The organism is Nocardia sp. NBC_01329 (assembly GCF_035956715.1).
Lineage (GTDB): Bacteria > Actinomycetota > Actinomycetes > Mycobacteriales > Mycobacteriaceae > Nocardia.
Genome location: NZ_CP108381.1, coordinates 5,903,903 through 5,926,524, shown reverse-complemented (window position 1 = coordinate 5,926,524; position 22,622 = coordinate 5,903,903). Strand labels below are relative to the sequence as shown.

Genomic DNA, 22,622 nt, shown 5'->3' with positions numbered 1-22,622 from the left:
GAGGCAAGGGGATTCACCGTGAACGTGGAAAAGCTCAGAACGGTCGACGACTGGGCCGCTTACTATCGTCACGAATTCGGGTTACCGGCCACCGAACGCGGCGGATTCGTGATGCTGCCGATCACCAGCCGGGCCTGCGTCGTCCATCTGCCCACCGAACGTGCCCGAGCGGTCCGCGGTCTACTGGATTCCCGGGATATCCGAGTTCCCATGCTGGCCCGGCAGATCCGCTGGAGCTTCCTGGCCTATCCGGATCGCCGGCCGGACCCGGAAGTTGTCGAGATGCTGCAGCGTATCGAAATCGATATCCCCGGGGTGGGCAGTGCGGTCATGCTGCCCACCGGCCTGGGCCGGTGGAACCGTGAGGGCTGCAACTGGGTGGTACCACCGGTACGCGACGGTTTGCTACCGCCGCTGTCCTCGGTGATCAACGCGGCGCTCCTGGCCGGCGGCGCGGCGGAATGACCGGGGCTCGTTCCCGCGCCGGGCGGCGTCACGACCGTTCGGGCAGGAGTCGCCGCGCATCGGTGAGCAGTAGCGGTGCGACCCGGCGGTGCGCGGGAGATACGGCGCCCCAGACGCGCGCACCCAGCGGCCGTTCGTAGCGGAGAAAGCAGGCCAGGGAAACGGACCCGTCCAGGACTTCGACCACCAGCCGGCCGACGAACAACCACGATCGCGCCTCGAGCGTGATCCAGGAGTCGCCGCGGTCGGCGATCCGCCACCCGGCGACCTGCTCGATCCCGGAACGGCGGGTGAGCCGCAGGCCCAGTACGACGCGCCAGACGAACTGCCCCTTCGCCCCCGCCGCCTCGTCCAGGGCGGCGCGCGCCCACTCGTGCGGGGTCGCGGCGAGGCCGGTGAACAGCACGAATTGATCGGCGTAGTCGTAGGCGGTCATACCGCTGCGCGCTCGGGCCGATTCGGTGATCTCGCACTGCCGGGCCGCTACCGGATCGGGCCGATCCGGGGCCGGGCGGTTCTGAGAATTGTCGGTCATCTCTGCCACCAACCTCCTGTTATACGCTTACGTATATCAACGTTAGCGCGAGTATACGGTGGCGTATATATCTGTTTCTGTGATTGGAGGCACAACGTGGGCGCCGTACGGACCACGACCGCCGACTGGATCGACGAAGGGCTGCGCGCCCTCGCCCGCGGCGGCCCCGACGCCGTCCGCGTCGAAGCGCTCGCGAAATCGCTCGGCGTCACCAAGGGCGGTTTCTACGGATACTTCGCCGACCGCAACGCGCTGCTCGCGGCGATGCTGGACGCTTGGGAGCGGCGCAGTATCGACGATGTACTGGAAAGCGTCACCCGCGAAGGCGGCGATGCGCGCGCCAAGATCCAGCGGGCCGGCGCGCTCACCCTGTCCCCGGAGCTGCTGCCCATCGATCTGGCGATCCGCGACTGGGCCCGCCGCGACGACGAGGTGGCCGCCCGGCTGCGCCGGGTCGACAATCAGCGTATGGCGTTACTGCGCGAGATGATCGGCACCTACTTCACCGACCCGGTCGAAATCGAAGCCCGCAGCCTGCTCGCCTTCTGCGCCCGCATCGGTATGCACTTCCTGGCCGCCGATCCACTCGACGGCACCGACCGAGCCGAGGTGATGAGCCGGACCGCCGATCTCGTGCTCGGCTCGCACCTCACGGGAGATCGGTAGCAGCACCCGGTCGACGGATCGAGTGCCCGGTCAGTGATCGGGTGCCGTGAAATTCAGGTACGCCCGCGACGGCGTCGGCCCGCGCTGCCCCTGATACTTCGATCCGGTGCCCGCGCTGCCGTACGGATTCTCCGCCGGACTGGCCAGCCGGAACAGGCACAACTGACCGATCTTCATCCCCGGCCACAGCGTGATCGGCAGATTCGCGACATTCGACAGTTCCAGGGTGATGTGACCGCTGAATCCGGGATCGATGAACCCCGCCGTCGAATGCGTGAGCAGCCCCAGCCGTCCCAAACTCGACTTGCCCTCGAGCCGCCCGGCCAGATCGTCGGGCAGGGTGCACACCTCCAAGGTGGATCCGAGCACGAACTCACCCGGATGCAGCACGAACGGCTCGCCCTCGGCGGGCTCCACCAGGCTGGTCAGCTCGTCCTGGCGCTGGGCCGGGTCGATATGGGTATAGCGAGTGTTGTTGAAGACCCGGAACATCCGGTCCAGCCGCACATCGATACTGGACGGCTGGACCAGGTTGTCCTCGAACGGTTCGAGCCCGAACCGCCCGGCGGCGAACTCCGCCCGGATGTCACGATCGGAAAGCAGCACGCCACGAGCGTAGCGACCGCCCCGCGGCGTGAAGCCCCCCGGTCCTCGAGGTCTCGTTTCCTGTCGTATCCGGCGGGCATACTCCGGTCATGTCCGAGACGAGCGCACACACCCATCACGGCATCGACTACATCGAACTCGCGGTCACCGACCTCGACGCCGCCAAACGGTTCTACCGGTCGGCGTTCGGCTGGGAGTTCAACGACTACGGCCCCGCTTATGCCGGTATCCGCCGCTTCGACGGCTCCGAAGGCGAAGCGGGTGGTCTGGCCACTGCCGACGAAGTCCCCACCGGCGGCCCACTGGTTCTGCTCTACTCCGAGGACCTCGACACCACCCTGCGCGCGGTCGGAGCGGCGGGCGGCACGGTGACCGAAGGCCCCTTCGACTTCCCCGGCGGCCGCCGCTTCCACTTCGCCGACCCCAGCGGCAACCGGCTCGGGGTCTGGTCCGAACGCTGACCGACGCAGCCGGCGCAGCAACTGCTGCGAGGAGCGGGCCGAAAATTTACGGCTCACGCCCGCCCTCTGCTAAGCTGCCCTTCGCGCCTGTGGGCGCAGGCCGGTGTAGTTCAATGGTAGAACTTCTGCTTCCCAAGCAGATGGCGCGGGTTCGATTCCCGTCACCGGCTCCACCATCACATGCTCTGTATATGCGCTGATCACCCGCGCCATCTGCCCCACCTCCCCAGTGCTGGATTCCCGTTCCGGCCGGACTCCACAATGCCGCTGTGCCACACACGTGCCACTACGCCCCGGTGCGGCCCTTTACCCGAAACTTCAACCAGCGCCTTGCTGCTCCGGACCGATGACACATCGTCGGAGAAGTCACCACGGAACAACGCCGACGCCTCACCCCAGCGCAGGGAGCAGAAGTGTGGGCACGACGAGAGCCGTACCCGACTTACCTCCCGCAGTCGCACACGAATCGGCCGGCACCCAGCTCAGTCAACTGGTTGTGGTCCGGTTTCGTCGAGTTGCCGAGATGGCGTAAACCTCGCATCGAGAACCATGGGCGCTGGTTCTTCAAAGGTGGAGTTCGGTCTCCCAATCCTGGAACGGCGGCTCGACCTCGTAGTTCGGATCGCAGCGGGCGCGAATCCATTGGGCGACGCGGTACTGCGCATCCCCATCGTTGAGCACCGTGCCATCCACATCGACTTGCAGCACATTGGTGTAGATAGCGAAGACCTGCTCCAGAGACGAACCGAATTCGAAGACAGCTGGGCGGTAGTCGATATCGTCGAGCAGGTCGAGGTCGAGGGTGCCGTTCGCCAAGTAGAAGGCGAAGAGCCGGAGCGAAGCACGCACGTCGACCGAGAGATGTCCCACCAGCACATCATGCATGGCGCCTGCACCACCTTGACAAGATCTAGGGAATACGGGCACTGCACCCGATCAGCCGAGTGAAAGCCCACCTACCCCGGAGATCGCCGGCGCACGATTGCGCCACGGCGTGGCGCACGAGAGTCGTTTCAGCGCAATGTGTTTCGAATATCGAGGTGGCGCCGGTCCTGCGGGCCTAATACAGGAATCCGGCGAGGGTTCTCGCCACTGTTTCGGGGATCGTCGACGGCGCGAAATGCATCTGCCCGGGAAAAGTCTCGAGTGTCGCGTGCGGCATACCCGTCGCCAGCCGCTCGACGGTCTCCGGCATCGGCTCCCAAGTGTCCGAGCCCCGCATCAGCAGCGTCGGGGTGGTCAAGCTGGCCCAGCGATCGAGATAGGCCGTATCGGCGATCATCGATTCGAGATCCCGGCTCCACCCGTAGGAGTCGTCGGGTTCGTGCTCGTCCGGTTCGGTCTCGCCGACGGCCTCCAGTAGCGACGACGGAACCCGGGAAACCTGCTCCGCGAGCAGCCGGACGGCCCGGCCTCGGTCGCCGTTCGTGATGAGCTCGTCGAACCGGACCAGCACCGGTGCCAGCTCGGCCCCCGCGGCGTACAGCGGTGGTTCCCACAGCGCCAGCGATCGGACCGGGAGTCCGGCGGCCGCGGCGTGCAGGGCGACCGTGGCGCCGTAGGACATACCCACCAGATGCGCGGGGCGGCCGATCATCTCGATGATCATCCCTAGATCGCGTACTTCGTCGGCATAGTGCTTGGGCGCGTGACCGGGTCCGCTCGGCGCGTAGCCGCGACGGGCCGGCAGCCACAACTCGAACCGGTCGGCCAGATATTCGGCCACCGGCTGCCACGAATGCAGCCCGCCACCGGAGCCGTGGATCATGATCACCGGTGACCCCGACCCGACCCGCTGGTAATAGATCCTGGTCCCGTCGAAGGATTCGAAGGACGCGGGCGGTTCGCTGGCGAATATGGGCATGCGGCTACTCTCGCAAAGCCGGGAGCACTCCTCCAGCGAATTGCCGCCGTTTCGCCGACTCATGCCACCGAGTATTGCGCGACGCCCGGGTTCTGCCCCCGAGTACCGCGACGCGACACCGTCCGATACGCGTGCTCGTCCCGGCCGCTGCGTCGTCAGCTCGCGTGCAGCAGGCGGAAGCGGGAGCCGTGGAAGACGAGAGGTTCGCGATCCGGATGGATGGCCAGCCGGTTGACCCGCAGAATCACCACGGTGTGGTCGCCGGCCGGGACATGCGCTTCGGGCGTCCCCTCGATCCATACCGACGCGCCCTGGATGAACAGTGCTTCGCCGGTGCCCTCGTGCAGGTCCAGGTCACGGAAACGATCACCGGTGCGGGAGCTGAGCGAGCGCGCCGCCTCCTGCTGATCGGTGCCCAGCAGGCTCAGGCCGAGATACCCCGCGTCGACCAGTTCGGGCCAGGTCGACGAGCTGTTCTGGATGCAGAACGAAACCAGCGGCGGATCCAGGGAGACCGGGACGAATGTGCTGACCGCCAGTCCGACCGGCTTTCCCTCGATATCGGCACAGACCGCGACGACCCCGCTCGGGAAGTTGGCGAAGGCTCGGCGCAGACCGGTGCCGTCGGCAGGGGTTTCGAAGATCTCGTTCATGATTCGCCCTTTCACTTCGAATGGGTTGTCGCCGCCGACAGCGCCCGCGCCACCGGTCGCCACCGGTCTGCGTACGCGTCGAGCGCGCCGTCCTCGGCGAACCTCCGGTCGGAGAGGTACAACCCCGGCAGGGCGGTGGTCGCGCCCAGTTCGACCAGGACCGGTTTGAGCAGCAGATCCGGGGCGAGCGCATGAGCGGGCCCCGCACCCAGCATCAGTGGAACGGCCAGCACTCCGGCCAGCCCGGTACCGCCGTCGAACTGCTCCAGAAACAGTTTCAGGAGCCCGGTATAGGTGGCTTTGAAGGTCGGGCTGGCGAAAACCACCAGTTCGGCGGCAGCGACGGTGCGCGTGGCCTCGGTTACGGCCGGATCGCCCCAGTTGAGCAGACCGGGCCCGAATTCGACCAGGTCGATGACGGCGGGCTCGGTATCCGGCCGTAGCGCCGTGGCGAGGCCGACGGCCGCGGAAAGAGTTCGAGATGCCGGTTTCGGGTTTCCGACCACTACTGCCACGGTCACGCCGGAGCCTCCTGTCTCCGGCGCGGGCCGGACTCGACTGGTGCTGTGTCCTCAGTGCACCATCCGGGGCCCGGCAGCGGGAGGGTTCGACTCGACACGATCGGAACCGGTCGTCCGCGTGAGTACGTACAGGCCCTTCAACGATCGGGGCGAACCGCGGTGTACCGGACGGTCGGCGGCGGCGGGGAAGTATGCGGCCAACCGGCCCCGTCCGGTGGCGACCAGGGTGAGATCGGTGGATGCCGCGATCGCGCCGAGCGATTCCGGGGTCACCGATTCCACCAGAAACGCCCCACCCCGCTCCACGAAGGAGGTGATCCGGCCCGCGGTCTCCAACGTACTGTCCACCGTGACACCGAGATAGCCGTCGAAGGCGATACGGCCGGTGGGTCGTGACGCCCGGCCGGGGCGACGGCTGCCGCCGGGTGGGCCCGCCGAGGGCGGTGCCACCGCGACCGGCCGAACGCCCGGCCGGGTTCGATTGCGCAACGCGTTCTGGTCACGGTCGCTGTAGAGAGCGACATCGAACCCCGCGTCGAGCAACCCCAGCGCGGCGGTGACGCCCGCCGGGTCGGCGCCGATCACCGCGGCCGTGCGGGCCACGGCGAAGGGCGGATTCTGTGGTGTCATGCAGGCATGCTGCTGGGAGGTGATTCCCGAGAGCAGTATTACGCTCAGCGAGAATCATTTCCGAGTTACTGCTACTGCGCCTTACCGAGGCATTCGGTGACGATCTTGTTGGTCGCCGCCCGGGCTTTGTCGGCGTCTTCCTCGCTCATGCCGAGGGTTTCCGGATCGGCCATCTGGGTGTCGAATTCGTCACCCACCATGGTTTGCAGGCCGTCTTGCGAAATGCCCTCCGCGATGTACAGTTGCGCGGCACAGTCGGCGAAGGCGGGATCCTGGAGTCCTTTCTCCTGCAAGGATTTGGAAAGATCCGCTTCGGTCAGCGTAGGCGCGGATTCGGTATCGCTACCGCAGGCCGCCGCGAACAACGGCAGAATGACGAAGGTCGCGGTAATCAGGGTCTTCCGCACCGGGTTCCTCTCTCAGATGTATCACACGGCCGCCGCGTCGGCCGGGGAAAGATACCCGCGGCCGCCCGCGTGACGTCCACGCATGTGTGTAGTCGCAGTCACAGTCGGCACGCAACCCGGGGCCCCGAATTCCGACGTGAGTCACAGTGTGGCCGCGCGCGGACCGAACTGAGGGCTGCCGCCTGCTGTTAGTCTGGAAACCCGGAATCGCGACCCGATCGGAGAGCGGCGCATATGACGATCCTCAACCATCATCGTGAAGGCCGCGGTGAACCGCTGGTGCTGGTCCACGGGGTCGGTAGCCGCTGGCAGGTATGGGAACCGGTCATCGGCACGCTCGCCGAACATTTCGATGTGATCGCGGTGGATCTCCCCGGTTTCGGCGAATCCGTACCCCTTCCGCGCACGACCGTCGACACGCTGACCGACGCGCTCGCCGCCTTCCTCACCGAGCAGGGCATCGACCGACCCCACTTGGCCGGAAATTCCATGGGCGGCGGAATCTCGCTGAACCTGGGCGCCCGCGGCCTGGCCCGCTCGGTCACCGCTTTCTCGCCGATCTTCTTCTGGGACAACGCCGGCCGGATCTGGTGTCAGCAGGCGCTGGGACAGGCCGCGAAGCTCGGCCGGGTTCTGGGCCCGGCAATGGCGAAAGTGCTCGCCACCCCGGTCGGCCGGACTGCTTTCCTGGGCTTGGTTTTCGGTAAACCGTGGGCCGTCAGCGCACAGGTCGCACTGGATACCGCACGTGGCGCGGTCGATTCGCTGGGGTTCTCCCCGGCCCTCGCGTCGTTCACCGACGCCGCATTGCGGGATTCCGCCGCTCTCGCCGGACTACCGGTGACGATCGCCTGGGGTAACCGCGACATCCTGCTCACCTATGCCACGCAGAGCCGTCGGGCTCGCGAGGTGCTGCCCGGTGCCCGGCACATCACGCTCGCGGGTAGCGGGCACACGCCCTTCTACGACGACCCAGAGGGCTGCGCCCGCCTCCTCCTGGACTGGCTGCCCACGCTGCGGGACGACGCCGGCCACCGGGGGGCACCGTAGTACTCGCCGAAAACCGTCGGATACAGGAGTAACCACAGCTGAGGGCGCTGCCCGTGGTGGCGGCCGGGCACAGGACGGCGCCACCGCGTTGATCGATCGAGCCCGAAAACGGTTTATGGCCAGTTGTTCGGGCCGCTTCCGTTGACCTTGTACGGCGACTTGGGATACACGCTGTAACGAAATTGCGTCCGCTGAGCAACTGTGGGTGTAACGATCTGTCCCGACGTGGGACACCGATGATACGAACACTGTGAGATCCAGCATCAACACCGTCGTCGCCGCCGTTTCCATCGCCGCGGCCGGCGTGGGTACAGCGGCCGGGACCGCCTCCGCGGCGCCGGTGCAGTTGACCCCAGCGGCACCGGTTACCGATACCGCCCCGGGGACCGGAGGTGCCACCGGATCTGCGAACCAGCTGGCGCAGGTGCTGCAGCTGCTGCAGACCGGGTCCACCAACAACCCCGGCGGAATGCTGTAAACAGCACCACCCCGTACGAACCTCCGTGGACGATTTCGGCGCCGGGACGCCGGCGCGGCCACTTCGCGAGCCAACGTAGGGCACCAGCCGAATCTGCGCAGCCTCAGGTGACTGGTCGCCAAGCCGCTGAACCCCGGAAAGCTTCCCCGCTTCGCTCACCTACGGTTCTGCAATCCGGGACCAGGAGTGAACACGGCCGATGTCAGGACTGGCTTCCGCCACGCTCGGGACCTGCTGATGTGGCGTCGTCCCGTATTGTCTCGAATCCTTCATGTCGGTTCACCACGTCGAACCGTCACCTGACGCTCTGGGGGCGACGTGGTGAGAGGCGAGGCGAACATGGCAGTGCGCTGAACTGTGAATACGACATCAGACGTGAGGGGTGGGTGCAGCAACCAACCTGGCTTCTGAGGGATAAGGTCTGATAGGTGACTGAAGGCGAGGATGCGTCGGCGGTTTCCGGGCTGCAGGTCGAGCATCGGATGGCCGGCGAGGTCGCGGTCGTGGTGGTGAACGGGAAAGTCGATCACGCGACCGCCCACCAATTGATGCAGGCGGTGCGTACGGGGTTGGACCACACCCGCGGCGGGTTCTGCGTCCTGGATCTGACCGCTGTGCGTTTCCTGGGCGGCTACGGCCTCAGCGCCTTACTCAAAGCCGCCAGGACTGCTGAGAACCGCCGACAGCCGCTGCGCATCGCCGTCGACCACAACCGGCCAGTGGTTCGTCCGCTCGAGATCACCGGGCTGGAGGAGTTCCTCGCGCTCTATCACAGCGTCGATGAGGCGCTACAGGCCTGAACCCACCGTAGCTGCCGGCCACCGGCCGGACCTCTGCTTTCGTTCGGACTTGCACAGGTCGCGCGATCGGCTGATCGGGGCAGCGGCAATACTGGGGTGGTGATCGAGAAGACCCTATGACCATCCAGCCGAACCCCAGCCCCGCAACGCAGCGTGTGGGGGGTTTCAGGTTCTATGCCGACGGGCAGCGCTGGGAATGGTCCGACGAGGTCGCGGCTCTGCACGGCTACAACCCTGGCGAGGTCGAACTGACCATCGATCTTCTGTTGAAGCACAAACACCCTGATGACCGGGATCAGGTAGCCGACGTGCTGTCGGCGGTCGTGGATGCCGGGCAGCCCTACTGTTCCCGGCACCGCATCCTCGATGCCGGCGGCGCCGAGCATCATGTCCTGGTGGTGAGCGATGAGATGCGCGACGGGTCCGGCGCGTCGATCGGCACCATGGGCTTCTACATCGATGTCTCCGACACCGCGGCCAGCATCCGTACCCAGGTGATCGACGAGGCGATGCCGGAGATCGTGGAAGCGCGCTCCGCGATCGAACAGGCCAAGGGCGCCGTGATGGCGATGTATGCGATCCCGGCCGAGAAGGCATTCGATGTACTGGTGTGGCGGTCCCAGGAAACCAACACCAAGCTGCGGGTCCTGGCCGAGAAGCTCGTCGCCGGCCTCGTCGAGTTCGGTGGCGTGGCGGTGCAGACCCGCACCCGCTTCGACCACCTGCTGCTCACCGCTCACGAACTCCCGGACCGCACCGCGGATAGGGGCGTCGACCAGGCGGAACGCTCGTCATGACACGTCTCTCGGCCTCGCGGTGAGTTCCGGCAGGTAAGCGCTCAGCGTCCCTGCCAGACCGGGTCGCGCTTTTCCGCGAAGGCCAGCGCGCCCTCGGCCGCGTCCTCGGAAACCAGGGCGGGAAGGGCGATCTCCCCCTGCTTCGCGAAACCCTCCGCCGAGGTCCAGCCGGGAGTTTCGTCGATGATCCGCTTACTGGCGGCCACCGCGAGCGGCGCCGCGGCCGCGATCTCCCCGGCCAATTCCAGCGCGACCTCCAGGGCCTCACCCGGTTCGGTCACTCGGTTGACCAGGCCCAGCTGGTACAGACGCTCGGCACTGATCCGTCCGCCGGTGAGCGCCAACTCGGCCGCGATACTGCGCGGCAGCCGCTGGGTCAGCCGCATCACGCCACCGGCCGCCGCCACCAGTCCCCGCTTCACCTCGGGCAGACCGAATTTCGCGTCCCGCGCGGCGACGATCAGATCACCGGACAGTGCGAGTTCGAAACCACCGGCGAGGGCGAATCCCTCGACCGCGGCGATCATCGGCTTCACCGGCGGCGCCGCGGCGATACCGAGCGGACCACGCTTCTCGGTGACCGGAACCTCACCGCGCGACATGGCGATCAGATCCATTCCGGCGCTGAAAGTTCCCTCGGCTCCGGTGAATACGAGGACTCGGGCCGAATCGTCGGCCTCGAACTCGTCGAGCGCCGCCTCGATCGCCTTGGCGGTGGCCAGGTCGATGGCGTTACGCACCGCGGGCCGGTTCACCGTGAGCACGGTTATCGCATCGCACCGGTCCAGGAGCACGGTGTCGGTCATCAGGCGGTCCTCTCGCTACGCAGAATGAAACGGTCGGCGGCGGTGATATCGATGGCGGCGCCCAAGCGGTCGGCCGCTGTGACCGCCGCGATGGTCTCGCTATCCGTCGCCCGGACAAGTATGCGGGCACCGGCCGGGTTCAGAGCACTTGCCACGACCGCTTCGGGTTCATCGCCCGCGCTGCTCTTCCGGTGCGGAACCGTGTAGGCCTCGATCACCGCCGGTCCCGTGTAACCGGGCGCGGTCGCCCGCCGGGCGACCGGTACTTCGGCCTCCACCGGTCGGAACATCCGGGCCGGCGGTTTCGCCGAGTAGACACCCACACCGTGCTTGGTGATATACCAGCCCAAGGCAGTGGTCAGGCCGTAGTCACCGGGGTTGCGTCGCAGAATCGCGGCCATGGCCGCGATGCCGTGGGTGCTGTAGTTGTTGCCGGGCCCGCCGCCGAAGGTCAGCCCGCCGGTGACGGTCAGCGGCCGCGCCGGATCGTCGATGCGCAGTCCGAGGGCTGCCGCGCCGACCTGGACGGCCACCGGAAAGCACGAGTACAGGTCGATATGCGCGATATCGTCGATCTCGATTCCCGCGCCACCCAGCGCCGCCCGGCCGGCCGCGGCGATCGCCGGAGAAGCGGCCATATCGGTGCGCTCGGAGACGAACCAGGTATCGGTGGCGGTAGCGCCGCCGTGCGGGAAGACCCACAGATCCCGCGAGACCCCCGCCGCGTCCGCCGCGGCGGCACTGCACAGGATCAGCGCAGCGCCCTGGTCGACCGTCAGGTTCGCCATCAACAGTTTGGGGTACGGAGTAGAGACCATCCGGTTGTCCGGTCCGGAGGTGATCAGTTCGCTCACGCCGCGTTCCCGGGGCAACCACGCGTACGGGTTGCGCGCCGCCACCGCGGAGAACCGCGACCACAACCCGCCGATCCGGGCCAGATGGGCCTGCTCGTCGAGGCCGAGCCGGTTACGCAAGGCCGATTCCATCAGCGCGTACACATAGCTCGGGCCCCACAGACCGGCCGCGGTCTCCATATCGGTGCCGGGGGCGTCGTCGGTGCCGATGATCCGGTCAGGGTGCGCGTTCTCGTCCTGGTCCGGCCAGCCCGGATCGGTGCCGGACCGTTTGGCGATGTTCCACGAGGCGACCGATTCGGCACCGCAGAGCAACGCGATATCCGAGCGGCCCTCGGCTATCTCGCTCGCCAGCAGATTCAGCAGCCGCTGGGGGGCGTCACCGCCGTAGGGTGCCGACTGCACGGTCTGCTTCGGGGTGGCACCCAGCTCGGCCGCGACCAATGTGCCCAGGTCGGCGTACTGGCGGCTCACCGGTGCCACCGAAGCGATCACATCCGCCGAACGCAGCAGCGCATCCCCGGTCCCGCTGTCCGCACCGGCGCGGCGTAGTGATTCGGCCGCGAGCTCGACGGGTCCGGGCAGGCCCGGTTCACCGGATCGGTGCACGACCTGTCCGACGCCGACGAGCACCGGTGTGCGCGGGTCCATTCCGGCTGGCAGCATGCGTCCTCCGCTTCCTCGCTGAAGTCTCCCGCTGAAATCGGCGGTTAACTTTCGATTAGACCATGGAGTGATCTATGTCGTCCGTGGGCCAACGCCCGGGCGCGACACCGCGCGGGCCCGGCCACGGCCGCCACGGGGGCTACGAATGACACCCGCGCAGAACCGCCGACAATGCGTCTGATCAGGCCGAATCCACTGCTAACATGTCCGCGTTCTGCCAGCCAGTCGAAATGTTCCGTGTATCCATCGAGACGCACCGGATAAGACCGCGGCGTCTTTGACATGACCCGGAGGTCCGACGGACTTGAAGAGAACCCGATCTTTACTTGTGTCTGTGCTGGCGAGCGCATCGGCCGCACTCATTGCGGTCACCGCACCGGCCACCGCTAATCCCAACGCCATCAATCCGATTCCCGTGCTGAACGGCACCAATGGGCTCCCCCAGTTACACGGGGCCACCCGGGCCGTTTTCCAGGTGACGGGTATGGCCAGCCCGAACGGAACCCAGAACTACAACATGCTCGGGACCGACCTGGGCATCATGTGGGACAACGGTCAGGGCGAAATGCTGACCGCTTTCGGCGATACCGCCGGAGTCGGTTTTCCCAATCTTCTCGCGGGCAGTATGTGGGCGTGGCGCAGCAATGTACTGCTCCGCAGCCATACCGTCGATCCGCGTCAGGGAATTTACTTCGACAGCGTCGTCCGGGACGTGTTCGGCCAGGCCAGGGACCTTATCCCGAGCCCGAAGATCCCACTGCTGGAGATCAGCCGAATTCCCACCGCGGGTATCTCGGTGGGCGGTGTGCAGTACATGAGTCTCATGTCGGTGAAAACATGGGACACCCCCGGCGATTGGACGACCAATTACTCCGGACTGGCCGCTTCGGCGGATAACGGGGAAACCTGGGCCGATCTCGCCTTCACTCGCCGTCCGAACGAGGGCGCGAACCGTAATTTTCAGATGAATGCCCTTTTGAAGGACGCTGGTTACGTTTATCTCTACGGCACCGCATCGGGTCGCGACAATGCCGCATACGTATCCCGGGTGCGGGAGCCGGAGATCCAGGACCTGGCCGCCTATGAATACTGGGACGGCGGCGGCTGGAAACGCGGCGATGTGAATGCCGCCAGGCCGATCATGCACGGTGTCGGCGAACTGTCGGTGATGTGGAACGACTATCTCGGGCAATACGTTTCCCTCACCACCGATCCGTTCAACTCGGTGGTCATGCGAACCTCGCCCGCACCGGCCGGACCCTGGAGTGAACCGCGAGTATTGATCGATAATCGTGAATTGCCGACGGCCTATGCACCCTCGATTTTTCCTTATCAGACCGGAAGCGATCTGTACTTCCTCACCACCCTGCACAACCAGTACAACGTCGTTCTGATGCGCACCCGGTTGTGAGATTCCCGGTTCGGCGCATATCCACGGCTTGACCTGAACAATGATTGAGGTAAGAGGCTGGTCCGCGATACCCGCTCCAGACACCAGGAGTCCTCGTGACGACCACCTCGACCTCGACCGGCACCAGCGAGCCGGTGCACGAGTGGCTGCGCAGCGCGGCGCAGCCCATACTCGGCACCGATTCCACCGATACCGGACCGGATCTGCGGAAACTGACCGACCGCCTGGCCACGGCCACGGTGGTCGGGCTCGGTGAATCCACCCGCTTCTCCCGGCAGACCTACGGCGTCCGGGACCGAATCTTCCGGGCACTGGTCACCGAACACGGTTTCCGGACCCTGGCCATCCAGGACAACGCCCGATCAGGCGCCCGGCTCGACGCCTACGTGCGCACCGGAGGTGATCCGCTCGCCGCACTCGCCGGCGCGTGGCGGCCCTGGCGTACCGGCGACGCTGTGGCGACCCTCGAATGGATTCGGGCTCACAATCTCGAACATCCCGATGACCAGGTCGGCATCATCGGTGTGCAACCCCCGGCGGCCGAACCCGCCGACTACGACGACGTCCTCACCTACACGCGCCGCTGGGCGCCGACGCGACTGGCGGAACTGGAGTCGAAGCTGACCCCGATCCGCACCGCGCACCGGATCGACGAGCATGTACAACATCACCAGGGCATACATCCGGGTCGCCCCTTCGCCGAAGACGCCCGGGACGCGCTCGCGCTACTGAAGTCGCTGCCCCGATCGGCGGATCCCGGCGCTACCGCCGAATTCGCCACCGCGCTCGGACTCCTCCGCTCGATCGTGGATTTCCATGAGCACAGCGTGGCCGGGCGTGGCGGCTTCGGCGGCGGCGAACCGGCGCCGGCACAGACCCTGATCGACCACTACGAGCACACCGGTGCGCGGATCGTCTACTGGGATGGGATCGCCCACACCGCCGCGACCGACCCTGCTGTCGGAGGCACCGCGGCAGCGCGGATGCGGACCGAGGGCAGCCATCTGCGCGCACGTTTCGGTCCGGCCTATCGGTCGGTAGGGATAGGTTTCCACCACGGTGACCTCGGAACAACGCACGCACCGGTTCCGCATCCCGAACTGGCCGACGCCACCTTCGGCACCGTCGATCTACCCGCCTGGTTCGTCGTCTTCGGCGACGAAATCCCCGCCGAGGTCCGGGCTTGGACATCGGCACCCGCCCAACTCCGGGTGATCAGCGGCATATACGACCCGGCCCGGGACGAGGAAGCGCGCTTCCGGGTGGAATCGCTGCGCGCCGCGTTCGACGCGCTCATCCATATCCGCGAAACCACACCGGTGCACTGGCTGCCCGAAACCGACGCGGGCTGAACCCGCGACCCGGCCGCATCCATACACTGGGCCGTATGAAGGCGGCCGAATGGGATGCGCGCTACGTGCAGAGCGAACTGGTGTGGGGTGCGCCCCCGAACAACACGGTCGTGGAGTTCGTGCACGGTCTGGAGCGGCGCGTGCCACGCCGGCCCGGACCCGACGGCGAGGTGCCCGAACTACCCCGCGCACTGGACCTGGCCTGCGGGGAGGGGCGGAACGCGCTGTGGCTGGCCACGCACGGCTGGCGGGTGCACGGTATCGATTTCTCGCAGGCCGGCATCGACAAGGGACGTACGGTGGCGACCCGGCTGACCCGGTCGATCCGGGAACGGATCACCTGGCAGTGCCAGGATCTCACCGATCCCGCGCTCGACATCGGCGGCCCGTGGGAACTGATCCTGCTGGTATTCCTGCATCTTCCGGCGCCCGAGCGCCGGAGATTGCTACGGCGGGCCGCCGATTCGCTCGCTCCCGGAGGGATGCTCCTGGTCCTCGGCCATCACAGCGAGAACCCGGCGCGGGGGTACGGGGGTCCCCAGGATCCGGCGGTCCTCTTCACCGCCGAGGACGTGGTGGCCGATCTGGGCACCGATTCCGGGCTCGACATCGACACAGCCCGAGAGGTACTGCGCCCGACCGAGAGCGGGGATGCGATCGACGCCCTGGTCGTGGCGACGAAATCCACGCGGGAGCGGTAGCGCGGGTCCGACGACGGCGGAGCGAAGTCCGGTCCGGACCGCCCGCGGGGTCCTATCGAGAACTCCACTGCCGGAACCAGGGCGCGAGGGTTTCGGCGATGGTGTCGAAACCCTTCCGGAAGGCATGCGGCTGCCCCGCTATCACCCGCACTTCGGCCGCGTCCCCGGCGTCCGGGATTCCGAACGGGTCGCTACCGCCGTTGATCACCACTACCTCGGCATCGCCTGCGGCCAGCAGTTCGTCGCGGCGGGATTTCTCCGGCTTACCGGGCGGGTGCAGCGGGAACGAGAGGGCGACCACCCCGCGCGCGCCGAGTTCTGTCGCCGTCCGACACGCCACCCGCGCGCCGTTGCTACGCCCGCCCTGTACCAGCGGCAGTTCCGGTCCGGTCCGCGATCGCAGCGCAGCGACCACTTCCACCCAGGCCCGGTCCTGCGGCTCGGGTTTACCGGGTGCACGGCGCCCGGCGACACGGTAGGGCTGCAGGACCCGGGCCACCACCCCACCGGCGGCCAATGCGGTATCGCGCACCGTCAGGATATCCGCGGAGTCCACACCGCCGCCCGCACCATGGGTGAAGACCAGCAGGAACGCCGGAGTATCCGGGTAGTCGATCTCGGCCTCGGCGGGCCCTGAGTTCGTCTCGATCCGCACGCCCCACCCTAGCCGGGCGCGGTGGGGCGGACCCCGGCGACGATCCGCACGCGGCGGCGGCGAATGTATGGTGCTACGGGCATTGCGGGCGAGTGGAGCGCTTTCGGGCGCGGTTCGCCCCGGGTGAACTGCGACGATACCGAGTCCGACTCGTCCGCGGAGAGATTGAGTATTGGTCTCACCTGCTGAAGTGGTGATGTGCTGCGGCGGTGAAATTCTCCGCACTCGTTCAGCTCGTCAGATTCGATCGCCGCCGGTTCGCTGCCGCCGCCTTGGCGGTGTCGGCGCTCTCGGCGGCCACCGCATGCGATGCCGACCCCGGCACCTCGGTCGCGTCCGCACCTCTGGGTACCACCACGCAAGTCGTATCGACACAGCAGCTGGCCGATCTGGAAGCGGCACACGGTGCGCGGCTGGGCGTGTTCGCGCTCGATACCGCCGATGGCCGCAGCGTCGCCTATCGGGACGGCGAGCGCTTCCCGATGGCTTCCACGTTCAAGGGGCTCGCCTGCGGTGCCCTGCTGCACGAGCATCCGCTGTCGTCGGGTTTCTTCGACCGGCTGATCCGGTATCCACGCACCGATCTCGTCGAGAACTCGCCGGTGACCGAGCAGCATGTCGATACCGGGATGACGGTTGCCGCCCTGTGCGAGGCCGCCATCACGGTCTCCGACAACACGGCCGGAAATCAGATCCTGAAACTCCTCGACGGACCCGCGGGCTTCACCGCGTTCCTCCGCACCCTCGGTGACAACACCTCGCGCTTGGACCGCTGGGAAACCGAGCTGAACACCGCGATCCCCGGCGATGAACGCGACACGACCACACCCGCGGCGCTGGCCGCCGACTATCGCGCACTCGTCGTCGGCGACAGCCTCGCCGAACCCGAACGCGCGCAATTGGCCGCGTGGCTCGTCGCCAGCCAGACCGGCGGTAATCGCATTCGAGCGGGGCTGCCCGGCGGCTGGACCGTCGGCAACAAGACCGGGTCCCCGGCCTACGGTTCCGCTCTCGACGTCGCCATAGCCTGGCCGCCGGGACACGCCCCGCTCGTCATCGCGGTGCTCACCACCAAATCCGAGCAGGACGCCGAGCCGGACAATGCTCTTGTGGCCGCCGCCGCCCGGGCCGCCGTGGAAGCGCTCGGGATCAGCCCGGCCGGCTGACGTTCTCCGTTGTCGGTCTGGATCAGCTCATCGATGCGCGGGGCTTCGATGCTCTCGGCGACACGGCGAGCTGGTCCAGTGGGTGTAGATGATCCCCAGATCATCGAGCAGGCTGAGCAGGCCTGCCGCGCGGTGGTCGAGAGCGGCCCGAAACCGCTGGTGTGAGCCCAGGTGTCTGTTTTTCGCGTCACAATGCGGCGGGACCCTTTGCCGAGCGCCTTACTCGCCGGTAATATAATCAATAAGTTACCCGTGAGTAGCCTGTCGTTACGCGTCAGCTACCCGACGGCAACCGACGGGCGGGAACGGTATCCACACCGACCGCACCCGACTCAACGGAGAGTGAGTATCACAATGGGTCATTACAAGAGCAACGTCCGCGACCTGGAGTTCAACCTCTTCGAGGTACTCGGCCTCGGCAGCATCCTCGAATCCGGCGCGTACGGCGATCTGGACGCCGACACCGTCAAGGAGATGCTGAACGAAGTCCGTCGCCTTGCCGAGGGGCCGCTGGGCGAATCCTTCGCCGACGCCGACCGCAACCCCCCGGTCTTCGACCCAGAGACTCATACGATCTCCATCCCCGAATCGTTCAAGAAGAGCTACCGCACCCTGCAGGAAGGCGGCTGGGACTCCTACGCCGTCGACCCCGAACTCGGCGGTATCGACGTCCCCCGCGCCGCCTACTGGGCCATCGCCGAACTGGTCCTGGGCGCCCAGCCCGCGGCCTTCATGTACGCCGCCGGCCCCGGTTTCGCCAATATCTTCTACAACAACGCCACCGAAGAGCAGAAGAAGTGGGCCAAGATCGCCGTCGAGCAGGGCTGGGGCGCCACCATGGTGCTCACCGAGCCCGACGCCGGCTCCGATGTGGGCGCCGGCCGCACCAAAGCGGTCCAGCAGGAGGACGGCTCCTGGCATATCGAGGGCGTGAAGCGCTTCATCACCTCGGCCGACTCCGACGACCTGTTCCCGAACATCATGCACCTGGTGCTCGCCCGCCCCGAGGGCGCGGGCCCGGGCACCAAAGGCCTGTCGCTGTTCTTCGTACCGAAGTTCCACTTCGACCACGAGACCGGCGAACTCGGCGACCGCAACGGCGTCTTCGTCACCAATGTCGAGCACAAGATGGGCCTGAAGGTCTCGGCCACCTGTGAGGTCACCTTCGGCGGTCACGGCGTCCCCGCCCAGGGCTGGCTCGTCGGCGAGGTCCACCAGGGCATCGCGCAGATGTTCGACGTCATCGAGCACGCGCGGATGATGGTCGGCACCAAGGCGATCGCCACCCTGTCGACCGGCTACCTGAACGCCCTCGACTACGCCAAACAGCGGGTCCAGGGAGCCGACCTGACCAAGATGACCGATAAGACCGCGCCGCGCGTCAGCATCACCCACCACCCGGATGTGCGCCGCAGCCTGGCCACCCAGAAGGCCTACGCGGAAGGCCTACGCGCGGTGTACCTCTACACCGCGGCCCACCAGGACGCCGATATCGCGGCTGCCGTCTCCGGCGCGGACGCCGATACCGCCGCCCGCGTCAACGACCTGCTGCTGCCGATCGTCAAGGGTGTCGGCTCGGAACGGGCCTACCAGTACCTGACCGAATCGCTGCAGACCCTGGGCGGCTCCGGTTTCCTGCAGGACTATCCGATCGAGCAGTACATCCGCGACGCGAAGATCGACTCGCTGTACGAGGGCACCACCGCGATCCAGGCGCAGGATTTCTTCTTCCGTAAGATCGCCCGCGACCGCGGTGTGGCACTGGCACACGTGGCCGGCCAGATCCAGCAGTTCATCGACTCCGAGGCGGGCAACGGCCGCCTCAAGGGTGAGCGGAAACTGCTGGCCACCGCGCTCGAGGATGTGCAGGCCATGGCCGCCACCCTCACCGGGCACCTGATGGGTGCGCAGGAGCAGACCGACGAGCTGTACAAGGTCGGCCTCGGTTCGGTGCGCTTCCTGCTCTCGGTCGGCGATCTACTCATCGGCTGGCAGCTGCTGCGGCACGCCGAAATCGCCGGGGCAGCTCTCGACGCGGGCGCCGATGGCGCGGACAAGAGCTTCTACCAGGGCAAGGTGGCCGTGGCACAGTTCTTCGCCCGCAATATCCTGCCGGAACTGACCGCCACCCGCACCGTCCTGTCGAACCTCGACAACGACATCATGGAGCTGGACGAAGCGGCGTTCTGAGTCCTGCACTGCCGGACACTGTCGTGGCCCCGGGCCACGGTGACACACCGTGGCCCGGGCCTACTCGGTCGACCCCACACGGCCGATCATGTGCGAGCGGTGAGTGAGAGTTCGACGTCGCGGGGCGTCTTCTTCACCAGGATCGCGACACCGACGATCGCGAGCCAGATGGCCGCGTAGCCGTTGAACATGGCGACCGCGCCCCATCCGTTGGATGCGTAGAACTGCGACGAGTTGTAGCCGAAGAACATCGACGGCACAGCCGCGAGATGCAGGGCTGCGATCGTGAACGAGGACCAGCCGATCCATCGCGGAAGTGCGCGACTGCGCAGGACCGCGTACCCGAAGGCGAGACCGAAGACGAGCAGCATCAGGTGGCTGATGGTGCCGTAGAGCAGGTAGGTGGGAACGGTTCGGGTCGGGTCGATCCGGGCGGCGGTCTTGATCGCGGTGCCGCCCTCCAGGCCCTTGGCGACCATGTCGAAGATCGTCCAAGCTACGCCGGCGGTGCCGGCGAGGGCGCCGAACCATTCGTAGCGAGCGTCTGCCCGCGTGATCAGTGGCCGGATGCCGGTCATGAAGACCAGGAACAGTGTGAGGGCGAGAAAGTTGAACAGGGTGCGGGTGAGGATCAGCCAGTCCGGCATGAGGCTGCCGGTGTCGACGCTGCACTTCGGGGGGTCACACGACGGCACGACGAAGTAGAGCGGAAGCTCGGCCATCGCGAAGACGGCGCCGAGGATCCCGGCAGCCCCTGCCCAGCGACGAGCGGAATCCGGAAATTCTATCTGTGTATGCAACGCACTGTTCATGCCATGCACAGTAATACTAACTGTGCATGCCGTCTACTGTTTTGTATGCGCCCTCTGGAAGGATTCCCGCTGTGACCCCACCCAAGAGCCCCCGAGGCGCGGCAGCGGATGACGAGGCCGCACCGGGGATCGAGTCCGCCGACACCGACCGTGAGGCGTTACCACCCGGCCTGGCAGCGGCCTGGGGTGTCGTCGGCACCGGACCGCGGCGCGGTCCCAAGCCTGCGCACACAGTCGAGGAGATCGTGGCGGTAGCGACACAACTGGCCGACGACGAGGGCATCGCCGCGGCTTCGCTTCCCAAGGTGGCCGGTCGTATCGGCGTGACCACCAACGCCCTGTACCGCTATATCAGCTCGAGAGATGAGCTGATCACGCTCGTGGCCGACCGCGCCTGGGGCGACCCGCCGGTGCTGCCGAACGGTGACTGGCGAGACGCGGCCGGGCTGTGGTCGCGTCAGCTCTTCCACCGCTTCTTATCGCGTCCATGGCTGCTGGACGCACCGACGACCATCCCGCTGACACCGCACAACGCAGCATGGCTGGATGCTCTGATCAGCGTCCTCGAGCCGACCGGCATGGCCGCACAGCAGATGCTGAACTGTGCGTACCTCCTCGACAGCCACGCGCGGTACGGCGCCAACCTACAGCGCAACACTCCAGCCCCGGCAGCGCTGCGACGTACGAATCCCGATCAACAGCGGACGATCCGCGCGATCCGTCTGTTCTTGGACGAGCAACTTCGCGCCCGCAACCTGAACGCGGTAGCGGAAGTGCTCGCGGACCCGGCGTACCTCACCGACGAGCTACCACTCGACGGCTTCGAGTTCGGCCTCGCGAGGATCCTCGACGGCATCGAGGCCTACATACGGCAATAGCGAGCTCACAGCGCCGAAGGACACAGCATGGCAAGATGAGCGACCGAAACCACCTCGCCCGCCCAGCAGGAGGACATCGAGAATGAGCCGCCGTCCGCTGTCCGTCCTCGTACGTACCGGTGTCGCCGGTGCCGTCGCCGCGCTCGTTCTGGCCGGTCCGGCGGCGGCGGATCCGAACAATGTGAATCCGATCCCCGGTATCAACGGCGAGCCCCGCGGATTGCCGCCGTTGCCGGGGCCCACTCAGGCCGTGTATCAGGTGACGGGGATGGACAGCCCCAACCGGACCCAGCAGGTGAATGTGCTCGGCACCGATCTCGGCGTCATGTGGGACGACGGTGCCGGCACCATGCTCACCGCGTTCGGTGATTCCGCGGGCTTGGGGGTCCCGAATCTGCTGGCCGGCAGCGTATGGGCGTGGACCAGCAATGTGCTGTTCTACAGCCACACCAAAGATCCGGCGCAGGGCATCGTCTTCGACGGGGCCGTCCCGAATCCGCTGCCCAGCCCGAAGATTCCGGGTATCGAGATCAGTTTGATCCCCACCGCCGGTATCGCGGTGGGCGGGGTGCAGTACATGAGCATGATGTCGGTGAAGGAGTGGGGTGACCACGGTCGGTGGAACACCAATTTCTCCACTCTCGCGGCATCCGGCGACGGCGGGCGCACCTGGGCCCAGCTGCCGAATACACGGCGGGCGAATGTAGATGGGCACGAGCGGTTCCAGCAGAACGCGTTCGTGAAGAACGCCGGGTTCGTGTACCGGTACGGCACACCGGCGGGCCGTAACCATCCCGGGTTCGTCTCGCGGGTCCGGGAAGCCGATATCGCGAATCTGGACGCCTACGAGTACTGGGACGGTCACGGCTGGAAACCCAACGATGCCAAGGCTTCCGCGCCGATCGTCGACGGGGTGGCCGAATTGTCGGTGCAGTGGAACGACTATCTGCGCAAATTCGTGATGACGACGACCGATCCGTTCAACTCGGTGGTGCTGCGGACCGCGGATGCGCCCGAAGGACCGTGGAGTGCTCCCCGGGTACTGCTGGAGGCTGCCGCGCTGCCGACGGCGTACGCGCCGATGATCTTCCCCTACCAGACCGGTAGCGACCTGTACTTCCTGCTGACGGTCCACCGCCAGTACAACGTGCTACTGATGCGGACTCCGCTGTAACGGCGCCCGCCCACGGATATGAGA

25 protein-coding genes, 1 tRNA gene and 1 pseudogene are annotated in these 22,622 nt (G+C 66.7%); 15 read left to right on the top strand and 12 right to left on the bottom strand.

Translation table 11 applies throughout. From position 1 onward, the window contains the following. Positions 1-18: 18 nt before the first annotated feature. On the top strand, positions 19-465 hold the full coding sequence (locus OG405_RS26920; protein WP_327149200.1) for a hypothetical protein: 447 nt from the start codon (positions 19-21) through the stop codon (positions 463-465). A gap of 28 nt (positions 466-493) precedes the next feature. Here the strand turns inward: OG405_RS26920 and OG405_RS26915 are convergent, their stop codons facing one another. Further along, positions 494-1,000 carry a hypothetical protein gene (locus OG405_RS26915; RefSeq protein ID WP_327149199.1) on the bottom strand — a complete coding sequence of 169 codons (507 nt, stop codon included), beginning with the start codon at positions 998-1,000 and terminating at the stop codon, positions 494-496. A gap of 96 nt (positions 1,001-1,096) precedes the next feature. Between OG405_RS26915 and OG405_RS26910 the strand changes: the two genes are divergently transcribed. Next, positions 1,097-1,666 (top strand): TetR/AcrR family transcriptional regulator, encoded by a 570-nt coding sequence (locus tag OG405_RS26910; protein WP_327149198.1) that lies wholly within the window; start codon positions 1,097-1,099, stop codon positions 1,664-1,666. Positions 1,667-1,696: 30 nt separating this feature from the next. Here the strand turns inward: OG405_RS26910 and dcd are convergent, their stop codons facing one another. Beyond that, positions 1,697-2,272, bottom strand: coding sequence for a dCTP deaminase (dcd, locus tag OG405_RS26905; RefSeq protein ID WP_327149197.1), 576 nt, complete (start codon positions 2,270-2,272; stop codon positions 1,697-1,699). An 89-nt stretch (positions 2,273-2,361) separates the two neighbouring features. Between dcd and OG405_RS26900 the strand changes: the two genes are divergently transcribed. After that, positions 2,362-2,733: a VOC family protein gene (locus OG405_RS26900; protein ID WP_327149196.1), complete on the top strand. Its 372-nt coding sequence runs from the start codon at positions 2,362-2,364 to the stop codon at positions 2,731-2,733. Positions 2,734-2,832: 99 nt separating this feature from the next. Next, positions 2,833-2,906 (top strand) — tRNA-Gly (locus OG405_RS26895). A 391-nt stretch (positions 2,907-3,297) separates the two neighbouring features. Here the strand turns inward: OG405_RS26895 and OG405_RS26890 are convergent. From OG405_RS26890 to OG405_RS26865, 6 genes and pseudogenes are all read right to left on the bottom strand, one after another. Next, entirely contained in the window at positions 3,298-3,618 is a 321-nt protein-coding gene (locus OG405_RS26890) for a DUF7677 family protein (RefSeq protein WP_327149195.1), read from the bottom strand. Positions 3,619-3,793: 175 nt separating this feature from the next. Beyond that, positions 3,794-4,597 carry an alpha/beta fold hydrolase gene (locus OG405_RS26885; protein WP_327149194.1) on the bottom strand — a complete coding sequence of 268 codons (804 nt, stop codon included), beginning with the start codon at positions 4,595-4,597 and terminating at the stop codon, positions 3,794-3,796. A 155-nt stretch (positions 4,598-4,752) separates the two neighbouring features. Continuing rightward, positions 4,753-5,250, bottom strand: a complete 498-nt coding sequence (locus tag OG405_RS26880; RefSeq protein WP_327149193.1) for a flavin reductase family protein — start codon at positions 5,248-5,250, stop codon at positions 4,753-4,755. Between the two features lie 11 nt (positions 5,251-5,261). Next, a complete protein-coding gene (locus OG405_RS26875; protein WP_327149192.1) occupies positions 5,262-5,771 on the bottom strand; it encodes an NADPH-dependent FMN reductase in 510 nt (169 codons plus the stop codon). Between the two features lie 483 nt (positions 5,772-6,254). Further along, positions 6,255-6,401: pseudogene (locus tag OG405_RS29305) on the bottom strand (cadherin repeat domain-containing protein); the annotation flags it as partial. 71 nt (positions 6,402-6,472) lie between these two features. After that, positions 6,473-6,808 (bottom strand): hypothetical protein, encoded by a 336-nt coding sequence (locus tag OG405_RS26865; protein WP_327149190.1) that lies wholly within the window; start codon positions 6,806-6,808, stop codon positions 6,473-6,475. 234 nt (positions 6,809-7,042) lie between these two features. Between OG405_RS26865 and OG405_RS26860 the strand changes: the two genes are divergently transcribed. The 4 genes from OG405_RS26860 to OG405_RS26845 all read left to right on the top strand — a co-directional run bounded on the left by OG405_RS26860 (position 7,043) and on the right by OG405_RS26845 (position 9,933). Then, positions 7,043-7,858 carry an alpha/beta fold hydrolase gene (locus OG405_RS26860; RefSeq protein WP_327149189.1) on the top strand — a complete coding sequence of 272 codons (816 nt, stop codon included), beginning with the start codon at positions 7,043-7,045 and terminating at the stop codon, positions 7,856-7,858. Between the two features lie 250 nt (positions 7,859-8,108). Beyond that, the gene (locus OG405_RS26855; RefSeq protein ID WP_327149188.1) at positions 8,109-8,336 is read left to right on the top strand and encodes a hypothetical protein; all 228 of its coding nucleotides are present in this window, start codon (positions 8,109-8,111) and stop codon (positions 8,334-8,336) included. 428 nt (positions 8,337-8,764) lie between these two features. After that, complete coding sequence (locus OG405_RS26850; RefSeq protein ID WP_327149187.1) at positions 8,765-9,136, top strand: anti-sigma factor antagonist; 372 nt, start codon at positions 8,765-8,767, stop codon at positions 9,134-9,136. Positions 9,137-9,252: 116 nt separating this feature from the next. Further along, a complete protein-coding gene (locus OG405_RS26845) occupies positions 9,253-9,933 on the top strand; it encodes a PAS and ANTAR domain-containing protein (protein WP_327149186.1) in 681 nt (226 codons plus the stop codon). Between the two features lie 41 nt (positions 9,934-9,974). Here OG405_RS26845 and OG405_RS26840 read toward each other — a convergent pair whose 3' ends face one another. Both OG405_RS26840 and OG405_RS26835 read right to left on the bottom strand, forming a co-directional pair. Further along, positions 9,975-10,739 (bottom strand): crotonase/enoyl-CoA hydratase family protein, encoded by a 765-nt coding sequence (locus tag OG405_RS26840; protein WP_327149185.1) that lies wholly within the window; start codon positions 10,737-10,739, stop codon positions 9,975-9,977. Next, entirely contained in the window at positions 10,739-12,259 is a 1,521-nt protein-coding gene (locus tag OG405_RS26835) for an acetyl-CoA acetyltransferase (protein ID WP_327149184.1), read from the bottom strand. Before OG405_RS26835 ends, OG405_RS26840 begins: the two co-directional genes overlap by 1 nt. Positions 12,260-12,563: 304 nt before the next feature. Between OG405_RS26835 and OG405_RS26830 the strand changes: the two genes are divergently transcribed. The 3 genes from OG405_RS26830 to OG405_RS26820 all read left to right on the top strand — a co-directional run bounded on the left by OG405_RS26830 (position 12,564) and on the right by OG405_RS26820 (position 15,723). Beyond that, positions 12,564-13,670 (top strand): DUF4185 domain-containing protein, encoded by a 1,107-nt coding sequence (locus OG405_RS26830; protein ID WP_327149183.1) that lies wholly within the window; start codon positions 12,564-12,566, stop codon positions 13,668-13,670. Between the two features lie 95 nt (positions 13,671-13,765). Then, entirely contained in the window at positions 13,766-15,022 is a 1,257-nt protein-coding gene (locus OG405_RS26825; protein ID WP_327149182.1) for an erythromycin esterase family protein, read from the top strand. A gap of 35 nt (positions 15,023-15,057) precedes the next feature. Continuing rightward, positions 15,058-15,723, top strand: a complete 666-nt coding sequence (locus OG405_RS26820) for a class I SAM-dependent methyltransferase (RefSeq protein WP_327149181.1) — start codon at positions 15,058-15,060, stop codon at positions 15,721-15,723. A gap of 52 nt (positions 15,724-15,775) precedes the next feature. Here the strand turns inward: OG405_RS26820 and OG405_RS26815 are convergent, their stop codons facing one another. Next, positions 15,776-16,378 carry an alpha/beta hydrolase family protein gene (locus OG405_RS26815; RefSeq protein ID WP_327149180.1) on the bottom strand — a complete coding sequence of 201 codons (603 nt, stop codon included), beginning with the start codon at positions 16,376-16,378 and terminating at the stop codon, positions 15,776-15,778. Between the two features lie 209 nt (positions 16,379-16,587). Here OG405_RS26815 and bla point away from each other — a divergent pair, with 209 nt between their 5' ends. Beyond that, on the top strand, positions 16,588-17,544 hold the full coding sequence (gene bla, locus OG405_RS26810; RefSeq protein ID WP_327149179.1) for a class A beta-lactamase: 957 nt from the start codon (positions 16,588-16,590) through the stop codon (positions 17,542-17,544). 354 nt (positions 17,545-17,898) lie between these two features. Then, the gene (locus OG405_RS26805) at positions 17,899-19,734 is read left to right on the top strand and encodes an acyl-CoA dehydrogenase (RefSeq protein WP_327152542.1); all 1,836 of its coding nucleotides are present in this window, start codon (positions 17,899-17,901) and stop codon (positions 19,732-19,734) included. Between the two features lie 86 nt (positions 19,735-19,820). Here OG405_RS26805 and OG405_RS26800 read toward each other — a convergent pair whose 3' ends face one another. Next, the gene (locus OG405_RS26800) at positions 19,821-20,546 is read right to left on the bottom strand and encodes a hypothetical protein (RefSeq protein ID WP_327149178.1); all 726 of its coding nucleotides are present in this window, start codon (positions 20,544-20,546) and stop codon (positions 19,821-19,823) included. 71 nt (positions 20,547-20,617) lie between these two features. Between OG405_RS26800 and OG405_RS26795 the strand changes: the two genes are divergently transcribed. After that, complete coding sequence (locus tag OG405_RS26795) at positions 20,618-21,424, top strand: TetR/AcrR family transcriptional regulator (RefSeq protein ID WP_327149177.1); 807 nt, start codon at positions 20,618-20,620, stop codon at positions 21,422-21,424. Between the two features lie 82 nt (positions 21,425-21,506). Then, positions 21,507-22,598, top strand: a complete 1,092-nt coding sequence (locus tag OG405_RS26790; protein ID WP_327149176.1) for a DUF4185 domain-containing protein — start codon at positions 21,507-21,509, stop codon at positions 22,596-22,598. The last annotated feature ends 24 nt before the right edge of the window (positions 22,599-22,622 follow it).

What these genes read in the sequence shown, in the direction of transcription:
- OG405_RS26900 (WP_327149196.1), top strand. Translation starts at nt 2,362, where the DNA reads ATGTCCGAGACGAGCGCACACACCCATCACGGCATCGACTACATCGAA.
- OG405_RS26885 (WP_327149194.1), bottom strand. Translation starts at nt 4,597, where the DNA reads ATGCCCATATTCGCCAGCGAACCGCCCGCGTCCTTCGAATCCTTCGAC.
- OG405_RS26820 (WP_327149181.1), top strand. Translation starts at nt 15,058, where the DNA reads ATGAAGGCGGCCGAATGGGATGCGCGCTACGTGCAGAGCGAACTGGTG.
- OG405_RS26805 (WP_327152542.1), top strand. Translation starts at nt 17,899, where the DNA reads ATGGGTCATTACAAGAGCAACGTCCGCGACCTGGAGTTCAACCTCTTC.
- OG405_RS26845 (WP_327149186.1), top strand. Translation starts at nt 9,253, where the DNA reads ATGACCATCCAGCCGAACCCCAGCCCCGCAACGCAGCGTGTGGGGGGT.
- OG405_RS26890 (WP_327149195.1), bottom strand. Translation starts at nt 3,618, where the DNA reads ATGCATGATGTGCTGGTGGGACATCTCTCGGTCGACGTGCGTGCTTCG.
- OG405_RS26860 (WP_327149189.1), top strand. Translation starts at nt 7,043, where the DNA reads ATGACGATCCTCAACCATCATCGTGAAGGCCGCGGTGAACCGCTGGTG.
- OG405_RS26835 (WP_327149184.1), bottom strand. Translation starts at nt 12,259, where the DNA reads ATGCTGCCAGCCGGAATGGACCCGCGCACACCGGTGCTCGTCGGCGTC.
- OG405_RS26840 (WP_327149185.1), bottom strand. Translation starts at nt 10,739, where the DNA reads ATGACCGACACCGTGCTCCTGGACCGGTGCGATGCGATAACCGTGCTC.
- OG405_RS26915 (WP_327149199.1), bottom strand. Translation starts at nt 1,000, where the DNA reads ATGACCGACAATTCTCAGAACCGCCCGGCCCCGGATCGGCCCGATCCG.
- OG405_RS26880 (WP_327149193.1), bottom strand. Translation starts at nt 5,250, where the DNA reads ATGAACGAGATCTTCGAAACCCCTGCCGACGGCACCGGTCTGCGCCGA.
- OG405_RS26790 (WP_327149176.1), top strand. Translation starts at nt 21,507, where the DNA reads ATGAGCCGCCGTCCGCTGTCCGTCCTCGTACGTACCGGTGTCGCCGGT.
- OG405_RS26800 (WP_327149178.1), bottom strand. Translation starts at nt 20,546, where the DNA reads ATGAACAGTGCGTTGCATACACAGATAGAATTTCCGGATTCCGCTCGT.